Below are 23,338 nucleotides of genomic sequence, written 5' to 3' on the forward strand. Positions count from 1 at the left end.
TAACGCAATGTTAAACCCGGCATTTATTTTCGAAGATGAAGCCTGTAAAGGGATTATAGTTATATAAAATAAATCATTTATACGGCATTGATAACTTGAGGGATTTCACTTCCTGATGTTATCACCATCGTCCCCTACTTCCTCACCCGGCTGCTTTCTTCCACTGTACGGTTCCTTTGCTTCCGCTGTCCGCCTGCGCCAAAGTTTTTTGCCCAGGTGAGCTTCACTATCTGCGTTTTACCTGATTCCGGATGAAAGGTAACTTTGCTTTTCAGGTTAAATGCTTCTTCGGTCAGGGTGCCAAAATAACTATTGATGCGCACCGTGCGTAGTATATCCGTTACCGTTAGCTGAAGGATCCCGCCGTTTTTTGTAAGCTCTTTTTTAAGGCCGGCATTCAGGGCCCCAAAAGGATCTGCTTTTTTAGAGCCGTCGTAAACAGCGCTGTTATACCACCCGGAAACTTCCAGGGCAAACCGTGCGGGCAACTTTACGGCGGTGGAGAAGTTGGCGTTAAAGCCCAGGTAATCCTTCTGTACCGGCCGGGCGGTGAAATCAAGTTTAAACTGCCGCCAGCCGCCGGTAAACCCAAGGTTCATCTCCCATCGGTCGCTGATTTTCCATGGTAGCAATGCCTGCAATGAAAGATTTTTCTGGAACATCAGGTTTTGGGGAGATACCCATATCACTTCTCCTGTTGGGTTGGGCGTAAGCTGGTAACGGGCCACGGGGGCATCGTCCCGGCTGTAAAGCAGGGAAAGCGAGTAGCCGTTCCGGTTATACCCCAGCTTTATATTGTTGGTGATGGTGGGTTGCAGCTGCGGGTTGCCGGTTTCCACGGAAGTGGGCCCTGAATAGGTAATGAAAGAAGCCAGGTCGTTGTAACTGGGGCGACTGATCCTTTTTGTATACGACAGGTTCCATTCCGTTTCCTTTCTTTTCCAGGTGAGAAATATATCCGGGAAGAATTTGCCGGATTTCCTGTGGCTGATGCGCTGCTTATATTGCGGATCATCCATTTGTGTATGGGCGTATTCATATCTTACGCCGGCGCTCAGCCGTAGCGTGGGATGCAGCTGTGCATCTACAGAGCCATAAGCCGCGCCTATCGCTTCTTTCATAATAATGTTGTTAACAGCCGCAGAACTGCTTATCCATTGCTGGTCAAGAAAACTTTCTATCCTGGAGCGGCTGTTGTTGTTGGTATAGGTTCCTTTCACACCGGTTTCAATTTTTAATCCGGGAGATAATTGCCGGCTGTAATCCATTTTAAGTACGCCGATCTGCATCGATGACACAGAGGAAGTTTTTTGCAGCGGTGCAAAAAGCGTGTCGTTTGTACCGGGTGTATGACCGGCGCTATCCACAAAGGCGCTGGTTGCGGTGGATGGGCGGTTGTTCTTGTAGTAGAGGTAATCGAGGTCAATGTTCAGCTGCTCTCCTGCCCTTATTCTTTTTTCTGTATACAGCGATATGCCTATATTATCCCAGTTGTTGTTTACCCTGATATCTGCATCCATATTGTAGCGGGTACCGTTATTGAGGAGATATTCCCCGTGATTAACGGTATGATCTGCCACCCGGCTGATATTACCACTGATGCTGCCACCAGCCACCGTTCGCGGAGAGAGGTTTACATCTGCCCCCAGCAACAGGTTATGACTGTTGCTTACCGGTTTTATCAGGCTGAGAAAATCAGATGAGCTGGGGGCTCCCAGTAACTGCATATTATCGGTGGCGCGGGCAAACCAGTCGTAATAAGTCCTGTCGTGTGAAAACGAATAATTGCCATACATCCCCGTGTTCCGGATACTGCGCCCGAAGTTAAGGCTGGCGGCGGCTTTTTCGCCGTAACCATAACCGCCGGTGAGAGAGAAATTACCCTGGTTGCGGTTTTTCTTTATCACGATGTTGATCACACCGGCGTTGCCAGCGGCATCATACTTTGCCGGGGGAGTATTGAGCAGTTCAATTTTTTCTATATCGGCGGCGTTCATACCCTGGAGAAACACCATCAGCTGATCGGCAGACATGCGCAGCAGTTTACCGCTCAGCATTACCATCACCCCGTTCTTGCCGTTAAGGGCAATATTGCTGTTTCGCCGGTCGATATACACGCCAGGGGAGCGTTCCAGCACTTCCAACACAGAGCTTCCCTTTGTAAGTATACTGCTTTGCACATTGATAACGGCGCCGGACTCCTGTTGCCGGAGCAATGGCCTGCCTGCCCGTACAGTTATTTCAGCCAATTGTTTTAAGGATGACAGGCTATCCGTTTTTTTCTCCTGCGCATATATGCAGTGAGCAGGTAACAACAGGAATAAGGAATAAAGAAGGTAGCGCATATGGTAATACTTGTACCGCAAATAAACAGGTATCTGCAGCGATGTAAAAGCCCGAATGACAAGGTGTGGCAGGAAACTGACCAGCTGCACAAAAAGGGCTGGTTCCCGGCAAAACCTGTTAAAAAAGGGAAATACCGCCACTCACCGGGTTCCATATGCTGGTTGTCATTTATTTGATACCATTGGTATAGTACGGGGAAAGAATCAGCAAAATGTGCCTATCTTTAATTACAGGTAATTTGTTATATCTTGAATACAACCACAAGCCGGAACTGGCTGCTGAAATATAAACTTTACCACATCCCATTCTGGTGTCTTTACCATTATCTCTGGTGGGTAGTGGCAATAGGAAATCCTTTGAAAGCTGCGAACTCTATTATCCTGTTCCCTTTCTATATCAAGTTTGGATTTTATGTGATCTTCCAGGCGGCGGCTGTATATTTCAACCTGTATTACCTGATCCCCAAATATCTTGAGAAAGGAAAATACACTGCCTACATCTCATTGCTGGTGCTTACCATTGGCGCAACCGCCTGCGCTATTGTTGGCGGCTATTACCTGTGTGCAGTGGTATCAGGAAAAACATTCGAAGCGCTTTTCGGGCCGGGAGATTATTGTTTCCTGCATTTCTTTGGAAACGCGCTGCCCTCCACCCTGGCCAGTATGACGCTGGCCATGAGTATAAAGCTCACCAGGAGCTGGCTGCAAACAAAAAGAAGGCAACAGCTGCTGGAAAAAGAAAAACTGGAAACAGAGCTTAACTTTCTGAAGAACCAGTTTAATCCTCATTTTCTTTTTAATACCATTAATTCGATCTTTTTCCTGATCCATAAAAATCCTGATGTGGCTTCCGCTTCGCTGGCGAAATTTTCGGAGCTGCTACGGCACCAGTTGTATGAATGCAATGATAAACAGATTGCCCTCAGCAAGGAGATCGGTTACCTGGAAAATTCTATTGAACTGGAAAAACTGCGGCTGAACAGTAACGTGGAGGTATCTTTTGATTTCCAGCAGCAGCCGGCGTCTCATTTAAGCATTGCTCCTTTCATCCTGATGACCTTTGTGGAGAATGCGTTCAAGCATGTATCCAAACATGCGGGCGCGCCTAACTGGATCAGGATACAGTTGCAGCTTCAGGGATCGCTGCTGGTATTTACCGTTGCCAACAGCAGCGCCACAGATGAATACAGCGCTCCCATTATTGACTATGGCGGCATCGGTTTAAAAAATGTGCAGCGGCGGCTGGACCTGGTATATCCCGGGCAATATGAACTGGATATCCTCCGTAATGCGGACAGCTTTGAAATAAGGCTGCAGTTACAACTGGCAGCCGCCCGGATGCCGCAATTGCTATCTACCTAAAATGATGTTATCATGATCAACTGTGTGATTACCGACGACGAGCCACTGGCAAGGGAAGGCATCGCCAATTATGTGAAGGAAGTGGATTTCCTTACGCTTACCGGTATTTGTGAAAACCCTGTGGAGCTGGCAAACCTGCTGAAGCAACGGCCTGCCGACCTGCTGTTCCTGGATATACAGATGCCCAAACTGAGTGGTATTGATTTTCTGAAAATGATCCCTCATCCGCCCATGGTGGTCATCACTACTGCATTTCCTGAATATGCGCTGGAAGGGTTCCAGCTGAATGTACTGGACTACCTGCTGAAACCTATTACGTTTGACAGGTTCTTTAAGTCGGCCACCAAGGCGAGAGACTATCACCAGCTGGTAAACCCCGCTGTAAAAAAGGATATCCCGCTTACAGAAACTGCCGCAGATCACTTCTTTATAAAATGCGGTACCCGGTATGAGAAGATCCAGGTTGAAGACATCCTTTTCATGGAAGGCATGCAGAACTATGTAAGCATTTATACCCGTAAAGGAAAATACATGACGCTGCTATATCTCAAAAACCTGGAGCAGCAGTTATCTCCCCAGGCGTTTATCAGGGTGCATAAATCATACATAGTGGCGGTAAATAAAATAGACAGCATCCAGGGAAATGAGATCTGTATCCAATCGCACCAGATCCCCATCAGCCGTAACTACCGGGAAGCGGTTATCCGGCAGGTGGTGATGAACAGGTTATGGGATAAAGTATCGCGGCCGCCAGACAAAAGCGCATTCTGATAAAAAAGCCTTTGAACTGCACAGTTCAAAGGCTATCAACTCAAAGTAAATCTGATTATGTAATTGTAGTCGTACCAGGCGGTAGATACCGGCCTGCATTATTTCATATCCTTTTCAGTTAGGTTCCTTTAGCAGGTTCCTCGCAAAAACGGGGCAACTGCCAATATTATGCTGATTATTTTTACTGCTGTACAGTATTAAAATTTATAATTGGCGCTTGCAGAAAGCACAGTGCCTGCAGAGTTACCTTCACTTTTCAGTTGTCCATCTACGAAAATCTGCACTTTCAATGTAGCCGCAGATGAAGTAGCCTGCGCGTTAATCAGTACATTCAGGTTAATAGCTTCTGCCGGTGAAGTAACTTCAGGGCTGGTCCAGGTGTTTCCGGTCAGGTTGGAGAGCGTGGTTACGGATTGATCCCATCCATACAAGCCATGACTTAAAGTTACCCCACTGGAGCCAATCGCTTTAAAAACTACTTTGTGGGAGGTACGTGATGGTTTGTCGTCGTCGTCCTTTTTGCAGGCTGTAAACAATGTAGCTACCATTAATACCGGGAACAAAATCTTTTTAAGTATCTTCATAAATGACAATTGTAAAATGCCTACTCTTTTAAAGCACAGTTTTCGGCTTCCCTGTTGTAAAATTTACAGAATATAAAATGGTTAAAACCTTTATCGGCATTACCGCAAATGTACTCCGGGCAGGAACTTTGGACAATACCAGCATCTGATGATTTATTTCTACCTGTTTTCAGGTATTTTTGCCGGCAACGATCGAGTGTAAACAATTGTTTTATATTTTGGCCTTTATGAGAAGATTATCATTCCTGGTATTCCTGCTTGCAGTAAGCTGCCGGTGCTTAGCCCAAGCTCCCCCGCTGAATGAGAAAGCGTTTACCGACAGCCTGGAGACCATATTGCAACAGGCTGGCTCCGACAGTGTCCGTGCCCGTGCAAATTATTCCCTGTCGGAATTCTGGGCGGCAAAGGATTCTTTAAAGTCATCACAATACCTGGAAAAGGGTAAACAATACAGTGGCCGGCATTCCTACCTGCAGGCGCTTTATTATTTCTATGAAGGAAATTTACTGAAGAAGGGCGATTATGATAAAAGCCAGGCCAGCTTCATGAAAGCGGATACGTTGCTCAGTAAGTTCAAAACGGCAGAAGCATATACTTTCCGGTCTAAAGCCTGGTACGACTATGGCGCCATTGCACAGCGGAAAGACAACTACAAGGCATTTGCCGACATACTGCTGAACAAGGCCATACCACTGGCCCAGCAGGCGGGCGACCAAACGGCCGCCGGAAGGGATTACCTGGCAGTGGGCATTGTATTTAAAAATGCAGGGCAGTTCGACAAAGCGGAAACCTATATTCTCAAGGCCATTGAAACCTTCAGGAATGCGCACTCCCCTTCCCACGAACTGGTAACAGCCTATCATACCATCGCGGAAAACTATTCGCTGTCTGCCCGGAATGCCAAAGCCCGCCCCGCGCTGGACAGCGCCTGGAAACTACTGGAGCCGTTCCCTGAATCCGATTACCTGCTGGACCATTATGCCGCCGAAGGCATGTACTATACCCTGGAAGGGAAATTCAAAGAAGCGCTTGCGAGCCTTGACAAAGGTGTGCAACTGGCCAGGAAAAAAGGCATGCGGTATGAAGAACAGCGGTTACAGATGCAGCAATTTTACGCTTATTTCAATGCCAATAATTTTGTAAAGGCAAAGGAAATGGCTACCCTGCTGATGCAGCAGAAAGAAATGATGCAGCTGGTATCCAACCGGCAACAGTTATACTACGGCATGGCGCTTACCTGTGAAAACCTGCACCAGATGGGGCCCGCCTATACCTGGATGAAACGTTACAGTGAGCTGAGCGATAGTCTTGCCCGCACGCAGCTCAACAACGATGTGCATGCCATGGAAATAAAATACCGCAACGCTGAAAAGCAGAAAGAAATTGATGCACTGAAAGCCAAAGGTATACAGGATGCACTAAATGCGAAAAATTCCCGGCTGGTGAACTGGCTGCTGGGCGCCGCCAGCATGATTTTACTGGTGGTATTGCTCTTTGCGTTGTTCGTATACCGCAGCAAGCAAAAGCTGGCCGCACAAAAAGAGCTGAGCTACCGGCAACACCTGCACGAAATTGAGCAACAACAGCAATTACAGTTCAGCCAGGCCGTATTGCAGGGCGAAGAACAGGAACGCCGCAGGCTGGCCCGTGATCTGCACGACGGCCTTGGAGGTATGCTGGCTGGGGCCAAGATCAATCTCTCCGCGCAAATTGAAGATACCTACTCCCAGGACCAGCGGGCGGAGCTGGAAAAGATCACCCAGCAGCTGGATCATTCCGTTACAGAATTGCGGCGTATTGCGCATAACATGATGCCGGTAAACCTGCTGAAGTTCGGCTTAAAAACTGCGCTGAAAGATCTCTGTGAATCGCTGATGAGTGAAAATACCCGGATCGATTTCCAGGACCTGGGATTTGAAGATACCCTGCGGGAAGAAGTGCAGATCCATATTTACCGCATTGTGCAGGAACTGTTGTCCAATGCCATCCGCCATGCGCAGGCCAGCAATATTATATTGCAATGCAGCCAGAACGATCATATCTTCTTTATCACCCAGGAAGATAACGGCAAGGGGTTTGACATGGAGGCAGCAGGTAATGAAAAAGGGATCGGGTTAAGCAACATCCGTAACAGGGTAGGATTCCTGAGAGGGAAAATTGATATCGACTCCGCTGTGAATGAAGGCACCACTATAAATATTGAATTACATGTTAACTGATCCCGCCACACTGGCCATTGTAGACGACCATCCGATTGTACTTGAAGGACTTCAAAAACTGCTCAACAATGTAAAGAGCATACAAATTACCGGCTGTTTTACTTCCGGTATGACTTTCATGTCTTTCCTCAAAGAAAATAAAGTGGACGTGCTCCTGCTGGACATCACGCTGCCGGATGCCAACGGTATAGAGCTGTGCAGGGAAGTGAAAGCTATTTCACCGGAAACGCATGTACTGGCGCTGAGCAATCATTCGGAGCGCAGCATGATCCTGCAAATGATCCAGAACGGCGCAACGGGATACCTGTTAAAAAATATATCTTCCGAAGAACTGGTAGCCTGCATACAGGAAGCGCTCAACGGGATGATCACTTTCAGCAGGGGCGCCAAGGAAATTATGGCGCGCCCATCTATCAGTGAGTTAAAAGGCATTCCCCAGCTAACCAAACGTGAGAAGGAAATACTGCAGCTGATAGCAGATGGCAAAACCACACCGGATATTGCGCAGCAGCTGAACCTGAGCCCGCTCACAGTAGAAACGCACCGGAAAAACCTGATCCAGAAATTCCAGGTAAGAAATGTGGCGGCACTGATCAAAATAGCCGCCCAGCAGGGATTGCTGTAAAAATTTTTATTTATGTAATCCTTTTTTTCGCAGGTATGCCAATAGTTTTTCCGGGTAGTCTGTCTGGATAACATTGGCATATGCCGCATCTTTACGCAGCTGGTCAAACCCTGCATTTTCATTTGCCGACTCCAGTTTATCGTATTTGCCCAAAGCGTTCATCCACACCCGTGTGCCGCCGGCAGTAACGCTTTTCACGAGGGAATCTGAGTAAAAGGAAGCATCTCCATGGATCACAGGAAACTTTCCCTGTTTCGTGGCCATCTGCTGTATCTCTGCTACTTCCTCTACACTGTGCGCGCGGGGCATTACAGGGATCCGGGGGTTCCAGCTGTGCAGGATGAGCGCCTGGTGATGATCGTAAATAAAGAACAGTACCTGTTTCTCCATCCCGTGCGCTGCTATCTGTGCAAAGGCCTGTTTCGCGGCGGATTCGCTTTCCTCTTTAAAATCCACATCTACTATAATCCTTCCTTTGGTGAGCTGCAGTACCTGCTCAAAAGTAGGGATCTTTTCCGTAGTGGGCTGTCCGTTGAAAAGAAGGGGAAACTGCAGCAGTTCCTGGTAAGTATAGTCTTTTATTTTTCCCGGCTTGCCGGTAGTGCGGGTAATGGTGGCATCGTGCATTACCACCAGGATATGATCCTTTGTTTCATGTAAATCTATCTCCACCACATCAATTCCCTGTTCAATGGATTCTTTTACGGCTACCAGGGAATTTTCCGGGTATTTATTGTGGGAGGCGCGGTGTGCCGCCACCATAATATGTTCCGGGTGATGATAAAATTCATTGATGATATCGTCTACCGGTTCTTTCTGTTGTGCAGATACCGACAGGGCGCCTGCGCATAATGTGGCTAATAATAATCGGTTCATCAGGTATTTATATTTTTTCAGAGAGATAAAGAGGATGAAAATATATCAATTCACAGAACATATCTACCGGCTTAATAGAAAGTTAACCTACAGCTGCTGCCGTTTCAGTTCCTTTACTGCATGATCTGCCGCTCTTGCGGTGAGCGCCATGTAAGTTAACGATGGGTTCTGACAGGCAGAGGAGGTCATACAGGCGCCATCCGTTACAAAAATATTTTTGGCGGTATGCACCTGGTTCCATTCATTCAGCACAGATGTGCGCGGGTCGCGTCCCATGCGTGCCGTACCCATTTCATGTATGGCCATGCCGGGATAGGAATCCCTGTTGAATGGTGTCACGTTTTTCAGACCTGCTGCTTCCAGCATGGCGGCGGCGTCCTGGTCCATGTCTTTGCGCATTTGCCGCTCATTGTCTTTGAATTCGCAGTTGAACTGCAGCACGGGCTGGCCCCAGGCGTCTTTGATACTGTGATCCAGCGTCACCTGGTTCTCTTCATAGGGCAGGCATTCTCCAAAGCCCATGAGGCCCATTTGCCATGGCCCCGGCTCGGTGAGATAATCTTTAAACGCCCCGCCTATTCCCAGCTCAGCGATGCCTCTTGACCAACCGGTACGGCTGCTGTAGCCGGTGTAGCCGAAACCTCTGCGATAGCTGCGTTTATCTGCGCCTATGTTCCTGAAGCGGGGAATATAAAAACCGGCGGGGCGCTGGCCGTAATAATATTTGTCACCGAACTCATCTGAAATACCGCTGGCGCCGGCGTGGAAGTGATGGTCCATAAGGTAGTGGCCCAGCACGCCGTGATCATTGCCTATTCCCTGCGGAAAGCGATTGGATACAGAGTTCATCAGCACAAAGGTGCTGCCCAGCGTAGAGGCATTTAAGAAGATGATATGGGCGTAATATTCCGTCATCTCTTTGGTGTGTTTGTCGATAACACGTAGCCCTGTTGCCTTTCCTTTGCTTTCATCATAGATGATGCTGTTCACGATGGCATCCGTTTGCAGGGTAAGATTCCCGGTTTTAACCGCAGCGGGCAGGGTAGACGACTGAGAGCTGAAATAGGCGCCGAATGGGCATCCCCGTGCGCAAAGGTCCCGGTACTGGCATTTGCCCCTGTCGCCGATAGGCTGTGTAAGATTGGCGGTGCGGAAAATGGTCATACGCCTTTCCGGGAAAATTTTTTCTATCCTGGCTTTCACTGCTTTCTCAAAACAATTCATTTCCATAGGCGGCTGGAAAATGCCATCGGGCAGGTGTGGCAGCCCTTCCGCCTGGCCGCTGATACCGGCAAAGGCTTCCACATGATCATACCATGGGGCCAGGTCTTTGTAACGAATGGGCCAGTCGATCCCGATGCCTTCCCTGGCATTGGCCTCAAAGTCGAGGTCACTGAGCCGGAGCGATCCGCGTCCCCACATAATAGATCTTCCGCCTACGATATCAGCACGGGTCCAGTCGAACCGTTTTTTTTCCGTATACGGGCTGTCTGTATCTTTCAGCCAATAGCTTTCATTAAACTCTGAGTATACCCGTTCCCGTATGAGATAGGGATGTTCTTTTTTTTGTGCAGGGGTAAGTCTTCCGCGGTGCGGTGTTTCCCAGGGCGCCTGGGTGGCGGTTGTATAATCTTTGATATGTTCCAGTTGCCGTCCTCTTTCCAGCAGAAGCACTTTAAGCCCTTTTTCACAGAGCTCTTTGGCGGCCCATCCCCCGCTGATACCGGAGCCTACTACAATAGCGTCATAGGTATGCTGCGCCCTGGCCTTAAGGTTTAAGTTGATCATACACGTAGAATTGGTAACAAGGAAAATAGGAAAAATAAGGGAACAGGGGGGAATAATTGGATAGACGGTTGAAGGGAGATAACAACCATTCCCGGTATGCCGTGACAGCATACCGGGGGAGATATTAAACAATAAACGATCTTCCTTCCTTATTCATTTCTTTGCGGATACCATTTACCACATCATCCAGGGAAACCTTTGCTGTTTTGCGTTCCAGGGCTTTCAGGCAGGCGTATTGCACCACGTTGATAATATTACCGCCGGTGATCTCATATTTCTTCACCTTGCCGGGAATATCTTCATCATCCTGGAAACTGACATTGGGCGGGAATGTTTTCTGCCAGATAGCGGCCCTCTCCCGTTCGCCCGGCACCTGGAATTGTATGATGGCATTGAAACGGCGGATGAAGGCATCATCAATATTATTTTTCATATTGGTAGCGAGGATCACCAGGCCGTTAAAATCTTCGATCCGCTGCAGCAGGTAAGATACTTCCTGGTTAGCATATTTATCGTGTGCATCCCTTACGCTGGTGCGCTTACCGAACAATGCATCTGCTTCATCAAAGAAAATGATCCATCCTTTATCAGCGGCTTTGGCAAATAATGTTTCCAGGTTCTTTTCTGTTTCCCCTATATATTTTGACACCACCATGGAGAGGTCAATTTTATATACATCCCGGCCTGTATATTTTCCGAGCAGGCTGGCGGTAAAAGTTTTGCCGGTACCGGGAGGACCATAGAACAAGGCACGGTAGCCTTTTTTCAGTTTATGCTTCATGCCCCATTCGTTCATCAGCTGGTCGTTGTGATGCAGCCAGGTTTCCAGCTCCCGGATCTGCGCCATGATAGATTCATCCAGCACGAGGTCGTTCCAGGTCAGTTCTGTGGCAATGAGCCTGGCGGGGAAGCTCATGCTGAAATGCGGCCTGCCGTGTTTTCCTTTTATGAAGAGATTTACATAATCAATGTCCATCATGAGCCGGGCGCTCATCAGCGGCTCTCCGCCCTGCACATCTTCCAGCCATAAAATTCTTTTAAGGGCAAAATCATGATCCGGTTCAAACAGTTCCTGTACTTCCAGGCGTTTTTTCCAGTTAGTGCCCGCCAGCAGGAAGAGCACCGTTTCCCCTGTTGGAAGGAACCCGCGGAATTGTTTTCCACGTATACCGCCCAGCTGTGGAAATTCACCGGCCTGGGGCAGGAACTGCTGGATAGCCGTGTCATAAAATTCCGGCAGGATGTGCGGCACCAGCGCTATCAGCAACAGGGTAAGCTCTTCATTGTTCCATTTATGCTGCATCGCTTCCGGCCTTACAATTTGCCAGGTGGCCCTGTCGGGCAACAGGGGCGGTTTTGACGGCGTGCCTTCTTTTTTAAAGTAAGTGCCCAGCCGGTAATTGATCAGTGCCTGCAGGTAGGCCAGTTCCGGCGCCGTAGCTGGACTGGCAGCAACAGGTACTGCTGCTGTTTGTTGTTTCGCGGTTGTTTTCTTTGTTGCTACTTTACTCATGATGTGGTCCCTCCGGGTTGTGTGGCTGATTTTTCTTTGGCGGCGCCCTGCTGTACCACATGTGTAAGCTCATGTGCCAGCAGGTGTTTACCGCTGCTGGTATCAGGGTTATATTTTCCCGCGTTGAAATAAACATCGTTCTTATGGGTAAATGCCTGTGCGCCCAGTTCCTTGCTCATTTGCACCGCCGATGCGCCTGTATGGATATTCACATGACTGAAATCCACGCCGAACTTGTGCTGCATTTCGCGGGCGGTTTGCCGGTTCATCCGGCTGCCTTTACCGGCGGAGCTTTCAATCTGTGAGGAGAGCTGCGGTGAAGCGGAGCTGCTACTGCCACCGCCGGCGGCTTCGGATTTTTGTACCTGTCCTTCTTCCTCGTGCTCGCAGGCAGCGCATTTACGTTGCAGCTCCGGCTTGGTTTGAATGTCTTTATCACGGCGCATGCGGGCATCGTTAGTGCTTAACTTTTCTTCCGCTTCAGACGTAGCGAGGCGCTGTACGGATGTGATGTCCTTTTTCTGGACTACCGGCCCGGCGCCGCCACTGCCGCTTACCACCTTATCGGCTACTGAATCGGCTTCCCTTTCAAATGCATCGCCGGGTGTATTTACCGACAGCTTCGGCTGGAAAAAGGTAGTCTCTTTCTTTTGTTGCACGCCGCTGAAGAAGGGCTCCTTTGCGGATGCGGCGGCGGGTAAAGATTGCTTACTATCAAACATAACAACTATTTTATTCTGCTTAGAAAATCTTCTCCGAGCCGGCGGTAATCCTTTGCACCGTGCGACACCGGGTCGAAGCTGAAAATATCCATACCGGCTTCCTGTGCCCTGGCCAGCTGGATGTTAGAGCGGATATAGGTATCCATTACTTTGCCGTTGTATTCTGTTTCCAGTTGTTTCAGCACCTGCCGGTTCATTGATTTACGGTCGTCGTACTTTGTTAAAACAAATCCAAGCACCTCCAGGTTGGCGTTCAGTTTCTTTTTTATATTCTCAAAATGATACATAAAGCTGCGAACACCTTTCAGCGGCAGGAATTCCGCCTGCAGGGGCATCAGCACATAATCGCTTGCTACCAGCGCATTGACGGTAAGCATACCGATGGCCGGGGGACAGTCGATCAGGATAAAATCAAACTGCGGCAGCAAAGGTTTGAGCATCCAGCTGAATACCTGTTCCCGCCCGTACAGGCCCACCAGTTCCAGCTCCGCTGCGGCCAGGTCCAGCGATGAGGGTATGAGCATCAGTCCGCAGGGCGATGTGAGGATCACCTGCGACAATAACGCTTCTTCTCCCGCGATCTCTTTTTTCAGGGCGGTATACAGGTGCTGCGGCGGATCTTCTGCGTATCCCAGCGCCTGCGTGAGGTTGGCCTGGGGATCGGCATCCACGAGCAGCACCTTCTTTCCTGCCTGCTGTAACGCGGCAGCAAGATTAATAGCGGTAGTGGTTTTGCCGGAACCGCCTTTCTGAATAGCCAATGATATTACTGTCATAAAATACCGGTTGTCATAATGTTCCGTTGAAAAAATACTTTGCTTTTTCCCACACGGTCTTTGCTACTTTCTGACCGAGGTACTGCCCTTCCTGGTTGCCGCGTGCAAAATGGATCCCGCCGTATAAGCGCGACAATCCTGCCTGTGCAGCCGCTTCTGAAAAAGTGCTCCAGCTGAGTTGGATATCCCTTGCAGGAGTGAGCCCTGGTTCAATCAATGAGCTTCCTTTGCTGCATACAACCGTGGCGCCCAGTTTATCGCTGCCGGTGAACCAGGCCAGTATATGTGCTGCTGCGCTGCTGAAAGCGCTGTGTCCTGATACATGTTCTGCAAAGGGTGGTGTGATAACCGCCTGCGGCTGATAAGGGAGCCACTCCTCCCCTTTTATTTCCTTAGCGCCCTGCCCGGGGCCGCCCCAGGCCTTAATTGTACGCCCTTTATATAAATAGCGCACCGCAGAAACAGGACGTACTGCATCATAATAACGTTTGCTTTCCCAGCAGGCAATACTGGTATCCAGCATGGCATTACTGAGTGCAAAGAACATTTTCAGGTCCTGGTGATTACAATGTTCATCACGACCGGAAATATACTGCGCCACCTGGCACCAGTGGCCAGGCGGCGTTACTGTTCCGGGGCCATCCCACCAATACTCCGCGATCACTTTTTGCAGATCCGTAAGCCCTGCGCTGATGGCGATGAGCTGGTCGGCCTGTTGCTGGAACTCCGTACTGCCCGGAGGGAAAGGCGCTGGCGGGCGAAATTGCTCCGGGTGTTGCAGTGCAAAAGGGCGTACCAGCGACCAGTGCGCGGTGAGGAATTGTTGCGGTTTAAAATTCCCGTTGCCATCAGGGATGGGCAGGGGTTGCCAGTGGCCGGGATCTTTCAGTTGCTCCGGTGTGTTCACCGGTTTATATCCTGTATAGTCTGTCCAGGCGGGCATTTGCAGGGTGCCGTATGCGTTGGCGCCATCGCCTGCAAATGCTTCCAGTACGCAACGGGCAGCCAGGTTGCCGATGCCGGCGGCTTTGGTAATATCCAGGGTAGTGATGGCGGGGTCATAGTCCAGGTGCAACATCATATCATGGAACATATTTTTATTTTCCGGGGGAAGTATTAACCGGAATAATTCCGTGAGCACGCGGTAAGCCGCGTAGCTGTAAGCCTTACGTTTCCAGGCAGCTTTATGTTCTTCTTTGGGGCGTTTGATATAAGCGCCGGTAGCGGTACTGATGGCACAGGGGTTATAGACTGTCCACGCATCGTACATGGCTGTGTGAACCATCGCCAGTGCGCGGGCTGCCAGAGGTGGCGGAACTGCCGAACAGCGGATGGCCTCCACTGTCAGCTGGTTCCATTGTACTACGAGTGTTGCGGGGGTTGACATATCATCTTTTCATTTATAATAGCGTAGTAGTCCTAACAATAGCTCCTTGTGTAAAGAAGGCCAGTAACCGGTTATCGTCTGCCGCCACGGAGAAGATAGCGCCGGGGGCTTCTATCTGCTGTTGTTCCAGTGGCGCGCTGGTATTGATGAGGAATGCTTTTCCTTCCGCATCAACGGCAATTATATATTTGCCGTTTGGCGTAATAGTAGCATCATTCCAGTTTCCTTTCCAGTGGTTTATTTCCTTTCCTGTTTCCGTATTCCACAGGCCGATGTGATCATGTTGTAACAGGAGCAGTTGCTTTTCATCCGCCGTCATTTCAATTCTCACCGCAGGCAGGTGTTCCGGGAGGATGGTCGCTTTAAGCGTTCCTTTATTGAACACGCGGAACTGCGGTGTGCCTGCAAGGATCCATTTATCACTGATGTGAAGGGCTGCTACCGGCAGGTTTTGATCTTCCCAGAGCGTTTGCAGCAGGCGGCCTTCTTTATCCAGCAGCAGCACTTTCGCCGGCGGCGGCCCCGGATGCCCTATCCATTTTACGGATACAGCTACTGCGCTGCCATCGGGAGCCCATGCAAAAACGGAGGGCGTGTATTCGTTACCGTGAGACACTGAATATTCTCCGCCGGCCGTTCTGATGGCTTCCTGCATACCTGGTATTTCGTGCCTTACATTGGCTGCAAGGTCCAGAATACCGGTGCCCTGGTACAGCTGATCACCTGCGAGCGTAGGGTATCCTGGCTGCGGCGTATCTGTATGATGCTGCAGGAGCAGTTGTTCATTTTTCCAGACGGTTACCTGGAACAGCGATGCCGCAATACAGTAGTGATCTTTGATCACCAGTTTGTTGCCGCCGTTGCCGTTTAGTGTTATCCAGTGCTTCATTTTTTCTTTTTGTTTCAGGGAGATGTGATACTGTTGTGCTACTTCCTATAACAACATTTATTTACAGGGTGTTTGTATAAAGTTTTTTGTTAAGGAGGAGTAATTTGTGTTTTATCTACATATCCCAGTTTGCCGTTAAAGTCGAACGCGGCCCATGCGTCGGTGAAGCCTGCCACCTGTAACAGATCACCTGGTTTTACCCAGCCGATACCCTTGTGTTTAGGCCCGGGGCCCCGGAATACCGGGAGTTTTTTCAATGCGGTTACCGTAGCGATATATGCTTTCTGATCGATCAGTAAGTTATTAAATCCCCGGCCCGGGATGCGTGCATTGGCCAGGGGCCGGTCGTCGCCGGGTTTGTCCGACCTGGGCGCCAGGCGGCCCAGTGCTTCCAGGATTTCACCAGGTTCATGGCCTGCCAGTTCTGCGGTTACAAGCGGAGAAAGTGCCGGGCCCGCCGGGGTATTTGAAATTTCAGTCCTGAAGAATGCTTTCACCAATGCATTGGCAGGATCATTATGAAGCCATGCCAGCGCCAGTCGTACCCGTCCCGGAGTATGCGGCGCCAAGGCTGCAAACAAGGTAACATCTGAAGCGCCAATAACTGTTGTATCGAGATGCTCCTCCATGTTCCTTACAAAATCTGAGGGCACTCCTTCCAGGAAGGCTACAAATGGTGCTGCCCTCGCGAGATCAACGTTGAGCCATCCCTGTTCCATAAAGAACCTGCCAAGACGTTTATCCGTGTCTGCCGCGGCTACCATCAATGGTGCCTTGAGCATTTCATCATAGATATCTGCCGCAAATGCCAGGCGGTTTATCCATCCTTTGAAATGGGCGGCCGATATACCGTACTTTGTTCCAAAACCCGCCAGGAACGGGAACTTCGCAACCAGCGCCAGTTCCTGCAAACGGGCAAGATTCACAGCGCCATTGAGCGGCACTCCTTTTAATGCGATGTTTACAAAAGCGATCACGCATTCATCCCACCATTGATCCGATACGGTTTTAAAGTTCCGCCTGAGCTCCAGTTGCTTCGCTGCCACAACAGGATTTGCCGCAGCCAGTTCTACGGCAGCCACCATTACTCCTTCCGGTTCATGTCCTTCTGCTACGTAGGCAGCCGCTGTACCAAAAGCCTGCGGATCAAAATTATAAGTGATATGCAGGTCTTTAGTGCCGGGATCCATCAAACTGGTTTGCGAGAGGGCTACCGACGCCCGTGCTCCTTCTACCTGTACCGGTTTCTTCATCGCCGCGCCTCTTTGGGTGGCGAAATCTACCACGTTGGGGTTAGCGGCTATATATGGCGCTACATTGGCGGCAGCAGTGCCGGCCGGCACCGGGTGAGCGCCAACAAGACAACCGGCAAATACAATCCGGGCTTTGGCAGGGTCAAGGTTTTTGAGCAGCACATCCAGCAGCTGCTGTGTTTTTATTTTTTCTAAAGGTTTACTGATATCCAGGCTTTCAGAAGTATAATCAACGCGGCCCTTCACTACGTTGGGAGCGCTTGTACCAGCCAGTTCCAGGCTGTGAGGCGATCCATGCCCAGCAATGATCACCTGGGCTATCTGGCCGCCCTGGCCATATGTGCTGGCAATTTTGGGCACTTCATTTACGATGTCTTTGATAGAATCCCGTCCTTCGAGCATCAACACCAGGTTAGGCGAGTTGAGGATTACGTCTTCAAACTTAGGTGCGGCATCCTGGAAAGCGCTGGCATCTATACCCGTATGAATGATCAGGTGCAACGGCAGTAACCTCAGCTTATTATTGTAATTCAGCATCAACCTGTTCAGCATTGGAACACTGAAGCGGTGCAGGTTCCGTATCCTTCCTTTCAAACCGGCGAAAGCAGATGGAGAGCGCGCGGTGAACATATTGATCATCTTCTGGAACTCATCGCCTCTTGCGCCCGGACCGGGTGAATATACTCTTTGCAGGTGAGGCTGGAAATCTTTCCAGTAATCTTTCAGGTTCGTTAACAAAACAGGGTTTGCTTCCACATCGATCAATTGCTGTTCTGATACCGTGAGCTTGATCACAGCGCCGCCAATCAGTTTTTCCAGTTCCAGCATGGTTTTGCCCAAAGCCATTCTTCGCGGCAATGGCGGCGTGGTGTTTAGTATGATCACCGTGTTGCCGCGGTTACAGCCATTGCCAAAGGCAGCCAGCTTCGTCCATTCATCGGGTGTTAAAGGGATCAGGTCTTTTAACTTCAGGTCCCCGGCGCCGGCCTGTATGTGCGGCCCTTCGTCTATTTTAGCGACCATTCTCCACAGGGCCTTCCGGTCGGCCTCCGCGAGCGACTTCTCCGCAAACCAATCCGCGCGGCGGCGTATATACTTGCTGAAATCATCAAGGTCCATACCTTCGTTGGCAGCAGTACCATCTCCAAGGATCGCCAGCTTATTCTCCAGTTTAAATTTTGAATAAGCATAAGCTAAGGGAGCACGCGAAATCATCTGCGCAGAATTCTGCTGCACCACATGCGTGAGCTCATGCGCCAGCAAATGTTTTCCTGCGCTGGTATCATTATGCTGGTTTGCCCCGAAATAAATATCGTTTCCATGCGTGAACGCCTTTGCCTGCAGTTTGCTGCTCATGTCCGCAGCGCGGGCGTCGTTGTGGATCCTTACCCCACTGAGATCCTTACCAAAAGCGCGGCTCATTTCTTCATTGCGGCGGGAAGGCATCGGCGCACCGTTGCCTTTGCTTTGCGATAGCTGCTGTTCCACCGCCGGCGTTACTTCCGGTACACCGGTACCGGTAGCTTCACGTTGCAGGGTACCTTCTTCTTCTCCCTGCTGATGTTTGGTTTGTATCACCGGCTGAAAGAAAGGATCCTTTGCGGGTGTGGGGCCAAAGAAAGGCCCTCCCCGCTGCTGCGGTGCGGATGATCTTACTCCCTGGGGTTGTATTTGCGTAGTTCCTGCCACGGTTAAAACTTTTATACCATTGTTTCAATTGGTTTGCACACGTTTGCCCTGCCGGTAACCTGTTCTGATCTTCTTACGTACCGGCAGGTTGGACCGGCATAAATGGCTTCCAGGTTCAATCCCGGCGGTGCACCCTGTTGCCAGTCGCCAGTCACCGAAATGGGCGCCATCCCGTTTACCGTCTTCTTTTTAACATCCACATTTTCCGATCCTGCCACGCTCCAGAAAGCGTGGTTCAGTGGAATGAAAGCCCCCATCTCCCTAACGCCAAGTACCACGGTGAAATCCATCAGCCAGAAGTAGTGTGTAAGATGAAAAGGCCCTGTTTTTGAGTCGGGGTAATGCAGCGGAAAAACTGCCCCCGGCCGGTCCCTGATGGCCACCTTCCCTTTCGTAGTACCGGGGCCGGTGTTGGACATACTCAGTCCGTCCAGCGCAAAATGGCTGGTAGCATTTTCCAGGTCTTTGCAGGGCAGCAGGTTGCAGTTGGCGTAATCCAGCAACAGGGTACGACCAGCATTATCGCTGTACTGCGCCATGAGCGTATCCCTTGTGAGTACCTGTGAAAAACCAACGCGGGTGCCGCCCAGCGAGGTAAGTGTAATATCTGCCGATGCCGCCATGGAAAAATGGTTGCGTGCAAAAAAATTATCCTTCTCGTTAAAAGTAGGTTTAGGTGTGGGCACGCCCTGCTGGCCGATGCGCAGGTTTTCCACCTGCACATCCACCCATGGCGGCAGTTTATTTACCACGGGGGTAGAGCGGAACAGGAACAGCTCCACTCTCCTGTTGCGGGCCTGGTTCTCCGGCGATGTTTCCGGGGCCATACTGCGGGGCGTGGAAGTGGTATCGATCACGATCCTGCTACCGGGGATCTTTTTTGCGATGAGGAAATCCCTGATGATGGTGGCGCGTTCGGCTGCCAGGGCCTTGTTGCTGTCGGCATTCCCGGAAGTGCTGGCAGCGCCCTGCAATTTTACTTTCAGATCACTGTCTTTTTTTAATAATTCCACCCACCGGTCCGCTACTTCGTTTAGCCGTTCACGGTGGGCGCTCCGCATAGCTGCTTCTCCCACGCAATAGTTCCAGAAAATAAGCTCATTGCTTTCTGATTTCCCCTCGGATCTGTCTTCCACGCCAAATACCTGTCCGGGGTTATCGTTGGCCCATTTGGATTCAGGCGTGCTGCTGTTTTTACAGGCATCTGCCACAGGAGCTGCAGGGGCTGTGTCTTTGGCTTTTGTATCTGCCGGCTGCCGTTGCAGGGTATTATCTCCGGTCTTACTAAAAAAAGACTCCCCGTTTTCAGCTTTGCTGAAAAAAGGTTTGTCCTTTTCCAGGGGTTTATTTTTAACTGTTTTCGGAGATCTTTTCATGTGATACTATTTTAGTGTTCCCTATGGCGTTGTTGTGCACGGATACGCATAAGGCGCGGCATTCAGCGAGCCGCGCTGCCTTACCGGTTCCCACACATAATCAAATGAAGGGGTGGTGAACGGTACGTTACAGGTAGCGGGACAATTCGGTTTATTGCCACCGGACGGTACGCCCGACGGGCCGCCGTTGTAAGTGGCGCTTGCCCATGCGATGGGGTCCATCGGGTTTTCATGATCATAGAGCTTGTAGGCAGTGATCAGCGCTACCATGGAAGCATAAGAGAATGCGCCGCTGAGGATGTTAAATGGCGGCGGTAAAAATGCGATAGGTGTAATAAAGCCATTACAGAGGCGCATCATGATACCATAGGTGCCATAGTTAACAGTGCCCGATTTCCAGCAGCCGCTGCCTGTTTGCACCGTATTGGAACATACATCATCTGCTTCGTGCAGCGGATCACGGCTCCAGCATGGATCGCCGGTTGATCCCGGCGTACCGCATGGCGGATGGTAAGGCCCGCGCTGCGTCCAGCCGGCGGTATTGAGGAATAGGCCGAAGGTATCGAATGCATCCTTGTTGAGCTCCAACCCGCTGCTACCCGCAATTACAGGTTGTATGAGATAACGGCAGGCATTCATTTTATCCGTGAATCCCCAGCTGTTGAAATTACTTTGTACCTGTGCCCATACCCTTGCAATTTCAGAAGTAACGTTAGGGCCGCATTTCCTTTCCGGCGCCACGGGAGGTGTAGGTGTTGGTGGAGGCGGCGGAGGTACCGGCACTACTGAACTGATAACGGCCACCCTGTTGGCCACCGGGTTGGTACGGGAAAAGTGATTGGTTTCGCCATGTGCAAAAATGGAGATAAACCCTGCGCCGATCCCGGGGCTGCCATCGGAAGGTGTGATCATTTCATCCCTTACGGCCTGTGCACGGCGGCACGACAGCTCCCAGTTGTACGGATCGGCGCCATCTACGCTGGCAAAGCCATCTATCCGTACAGTGGCGTTAGCCCCCAGGCGGTGCCAGTTGGCCGCAAAACCGCTGATGAGGCGCTGGTTGGCCGGCGACAGTCCCGATGATGCTACGGTGAAAGGATAGCTGTCTTCCACCCGGGGCGCACTGGTGTCAACCGGGCAGGCAAGCCCCGGAGGCACCTGGCCCAGGTCCCCGTGTTCTTTCAAAGCGGCTACCTGCCTGCTGATACCCGTTGTTCCCTGTCCCTGTTGTAATGTATGTGTAAGCTCATGCGCCAGCAGGTGTTTGCCTGCACTGCTGCCCGGCGCATACTTTCCTTCATTAAAATAGATATCGTTGCCGGTAGTGAATGCCTGTGCATTCAACTGCCGGCTGAGACCTGCTGCGTTCCGGCCTGTATGCACCTTCACCTTGCTGAAGTCGGCGCCGAAAGCGTTGTTCATTTCATGCAGGGTATCTCCCTTCAATCCTTCTCCCTTTCCTTTTGTGCTGTTGATATTACTTTCTACTGTTGTTGGAGAGATGGCAGCCGGGGAAGTTTCTTTGCGCTGCACATTGTTCTTCTTCTCTTCTTCCTGGCAATGTGCGCATTTACGTTGAATGGCAGGCTGGAAAAAAGATTGCGCCGCCGGTTTCCCCCAAAAGGGAGCGGAAGCCGGCGCGGCTTCTCTCTGTATATTTGCAGGTTGTAATGTTTTTACGCTCAACTGGATATTTTTAATTCATCCGGAAATAAAAATGTTTTACCGCCATTGTACATGCAATGGTATTTTCATCCACTTCAATTTTATGATACTGATATTCCAGGGCAGGCGGTCCAGCAGGATATCGATCGTATCCGGCTCCATTTGCAGCTGGTGCTTATCGGTGCCGGTGATCAGCCTTCCGGGCCTTTGCAGGAACCCTTCCCGTAATCCATCTGCCGAAATATTCTTTAACGCCTTCCAGTAGCTGATGGCATTTTCTATCAGTCCTTCTGCTTCCTCTATAGCCGCAGCCGCCGGCGCCAGCTTTGTATCCAGCGGTCTTTTCAGGGGCCAGCCACAAAGCAGTTTGGGAAGCATCAGCTCAAATTCCTCTGCCTCTGTTTCGCCGGTGGCCATATAATGCAGCAGCATAATGGCTTTTTTCTGGCAGGCGGCGTTCACAAACTTTTTACCGTCTGTTGTCCATTCCAGCTGCGTGAACATAGGTGTTAACCAATGATGCAACAGGATGATGCCTGCATTTACCACGTAGAAAGTATTGGCGCCTGCGGGTGTACCGGGGGTTTCTTCTTCCGGTGCGTCTGTTCCCTCTGCCTGCGGGGCATCTTCATCAGACAGCGCAGCAGGTATTTCCTTTTGCAGTTGCGTGGAATGTTCTGCATTAAATGAAATGGCGGCAGATAACAATTCGTTCCAGCCGTTATTACGGCATACTCTCAGCAGCGCCTGCATTTCTGTAACAACTACCGGTTGTTGCACCAGCAGGCTGCTGATCAACACAGGTTCGGCTGCTGCCGGGTCTTTAACAGCTTCCAGCAACAGTGTATGCCAGCAGGATTGTTCAAAAGTCCGGCGGCTCAATGGCGTATTGCCGGCGGGTTGCAAGAGGCGGTGAGCATCGTAGAGCTGTTGTATCAGCAGGGCCCAGTTGTTTTGTTTCCTGGCGGTGATAATGGTCAGCAATTGAGCAATAAACTCCTGTGTATGCTGCAACAGGATGCGAAGGAGATAATCCCGGTTATCCATCACCTGCCGGCGGAGGAGAGTAATGGCCGTATGACTGGTGGCCAGTGTTTCTAATACCTGCTGGTACCATAGTGCATCCGGACGGGCGGCATTCCAGGGAAGCGCGCCATGTTCCATATAGTAGCACCACTGGTCAAAGCTGTGCTCCGGCAGTGTTTTACGGGGTATTTCCTTTACCTGAAGCGTAGCTAATGCAGCGGTTAATTTTTCCAGCAGCAGGTTGATATAATGGTCGTTACCGAGATCAGCTGCTTTAATTTTCCCGAGGTCAATTTCGAGCCGGTCAATGTAAATAACCACGTCGTTGCTGCTGTAACTGTCGAACAGTTTTTCCAGTGCCGGGATGATCTTTTTCCAATACAACGCCGTTACCTGGTGTTGCCAGGTAAAAACAGTGTCTTTGTTATGCACTGTGAGCAGGAGTGTTTGTTTACGGATCTTGTGCAACATG

General features: G+C 50.3%; 17 protein-coding genes. 4 read left to right on the forward strand and 13 right to left on the reverse strand.

Annotated elements, in window-relative coordinates; genetic code table 11:
• Window positions 1-134: 134 nt before the first annotated feature.
• On the reverse strand, window positions 135-2,345 hold the full coding sequence (locus ABIE50_RS19945; RefSeq protein WP_209857980.1) for a TonB-dependent receptor domain-containing protein: 2,211 nt from the start codon (window positions 2,343-2,345) through the stop codon (window positions 135-137).
• A gap of 249 nt (window positions 2,346-2,594) precedes the next feature.
• Between ABIE50_RS19945 and ABIE50_RS19950 the strand changes: the two genes are divergently transcribed.
• Both ABIE50_RS19950 and ABIE50_RS19955 read left to right on the forward strand, forming a co-directional pair.
• Window positions 2,595-3,707, forward strand: a complete 1,113-nt coding sequence (locus tag ABIE50_RS19950; RefSeq protein ID WP_354028089.1) for a sensor histidine kinase — start codon at window positions 2,595-2,597, stop codon at window positions 3,705-3,707.
• Window positions 3,708-3,719: 12 nt separating this feature from the next.
• Window positions 3,720-4,478 (forward strand): LytR/AlgR family response regulator transcription factor, encoded by a 759-nt coding sequence (locus ABIE50_RS19955; RefSeq protein ID WP_354028090.1) that lies wholly within the window; start codon window positions 3,720-3,722, stop codon window positions 4,476-4,478.
• Window positions 4,479-4,675: 197 nt separating this feature from the next.
• Here the strand turns inward: ABIE50_RS19955 and ABIE50_RS19960 are convergent, their stop codons facing one another.
• Window positions 4,676-5,062, reverse strand: a complete 387-nt coding sequence (locus ABIE50_RS19960; protein WP_142687276.1) for a hypothetical protein — start codon at window positions 5,060-5,062, stop codon at window positions 4,676-4,678.
• Window positions 5,063-5,289: 227 nt separating this feature from the next.
• On the opposite strand from ABIE50_RS19960, the gene ABIE50_RS19965 reads away from it, so the two are divergent.
• Window positions 5,290-7,281 (forward strand): tetratricopeptide repeat-containing sensor histidine kinase, encoded by a 1,992-nt coding sequence (locus ABIE50_RS19965; RefSeq protein ID WP_209857981.1) that lies wholly within the window; start codon window positions 5,290-5,292, stop codon window positions 7,279-7,281.
• Window positions 7,271-7,906 (forward strand): response regulator transcription factor, encoded by a 636-nt coding sequence (locus ABIE50_RS19970; protein WP_142687278.1) that lies wholly within the window; start codon window positions 7,271-7,273, stop codon window positions 7,904-7,906. The genes ABIE50_RS19965 and ABIE50_RS19970 overlap by 11 nt, the downstream gene beginning before the upstream one ends.
• A gap of 6 nt (window positions 7,907-7,912) precedes the next feature.
• Here the strand turns inward: ABIE50_RS19970 and ABIE50_RS19975 are convergent, their stop codons facing one another.
• From ABIE50_RS19975 to ABIE50_RS20025, 11 genes are all read right to left on the reverse strand, one after another.
• Window positions 7,913-8,782 carry a glycerophosphodiester phosphodiesterase family protein gene (locus tag ABIE50_RS19975; RefSeq protein ID WP_209857982.1) on the reverse strand — a complete coding sequence of 290 codons (870 nt, stop codon included), beginning with the start codon at window positions 8,780-8,782 and terminating at the stop codon, window positions 7,913-7,915.
• 87 nt (window positions 8,783-8,869) lie between these two features.
• On the reverse strand, window positions 8,870-10,570 hold the full coding sequence (locus tag ABIE50_RS19980; protein WP_209857983.1) for a GMC oxidoreductase: 1,701 nt from the start codon (window positions 10,568-10,570) through the stop codon (window positions 8,870-8,872).
• Window positions 10,571-10,694: 124 nt separating this feature from the next.
• Window positions 10,695-12,083 (reverse strand): ATP-binding protein, encoded by a 1,389-nt coding sequence (locus ABIE50_RS19985; protein ID WP_209857984.1) that lies wholly within the window; start codon window positions 12,081-12,083, stop codon window positions 10,695-10,697.
• Window positions 12,080-12,805, reverse strand: a complete 726-nt coding sequence (locus ABIE50_RS19990) for an eCIS core domain-containing protein (protein WP_209857985.1) — start codon at window positions 12,803-12,805, stop codon at window positions 12,080-12,082. Before ABIE50_RS19990 ends, ABIE50_RS19985 begins: the two co-directional genes overlap by 4 nt.
• 5 nt (window positions 12,806-12,810) lie before the next feature.
• Window positions 12,811-13,581 carry a ParA family protein gene (locus ABIE50_RS19995; protein ID WP_209857986.1) on the reverse strand — a complete coding sequence of 257 codons (771 nt, stop codon included), beginning with the start codon at window positions 13,579-13,581 and terminating at the stop codon, window positions 12,811-12,813.
• A 13-nt stretch (window positions 13,582-13,594) separates the two neighbouring features.
• Window positions 13,595-14,968 (reverse strand): vanadium-dependent haloperoxidase, encoded by a 1,374-nt coding sequence (locus tag ABIE50_RS20000; RefSeq protein ID WP_209857987.1) that lies wholly within the window; start codon window positions 14,966-14,968, stop codon window positions 13,595-13,597.
• Between the two features lie 13 nt (window positions 14,969-14,981).
• Complete coding sequence (locus tag ABIE50_RS20005; protein WP_209857988.1) at window positions 14,982-15,857, reverse strand: WD40 repeat domain-containing protein; 876 nt, start codon at window positions 15,855-15,857, stop codon at window positions 14,982-14,984.
• An 89-nt stretch (window positions 15,858-15,946) separates the two neighbouring features.
• Window positions 15,947-18,799: an eCIS core domain-containing protein gene (locus tag ABIE50_RS20010; protein WP_209857989.1), complete on the reverse strand. Its 2,853-nt coding sequence runs from the start codon at window positions 18,797-18,799 to the stop codon at window positions 15,947-15,949.
• Between the two features lie 11 nt (window positions 18,800-18,810).
• On the reverse strand, window positions 18,811-20,175 hold the full coding sequence (locus tag ABIE50_RS20015) for an OmpA family protein (RefSeq protein WP_209857990.1): 1,365 nt from the start codon (window positions 20,173-20,175) through the stop codon (window positions 18,811-18,813).
• A gap of 21 nt (window positions 20,176-20,196) precedes the next feature.
• Window positions 20,197-21,861, reverse strand: a complete 1,665-nt coding sequence (locus ABIE50_RS20020; RefSeq protein ID WP_209857991.1) for an eCIS core domain-containing protein — start codon at window positions 21,859-21,861, stop codon at window positions 20,197-20,199.
• Window positions 21,862-21,897: 36 nt separating this feature from the next.
• Window positions 21,898-23,337, reverse strand: a complete 1,440-nt coding sequence (locus ABIE50_RS20025; RefSeq protein ID WP_209857992.1) for a contractile injection system tape measure protein — start codon at window positions 23,335-23,337, stop codon at window positions 21,898-21,900.
• Between the last annotated feature and the right edge of the window lies 1 nt (window position 23,338).

The organism is Chitinophaga sp. OAE865 (assembly GCF_040546735.1).
In the GTDB taxonomy this organism is placed as follows: Bacteria; Bacteroidota; Bacteroidia; order Chitinophagales; family Chitinophagaceae; genus Chitinophaga; species Chitinophaga polysaccharea_A.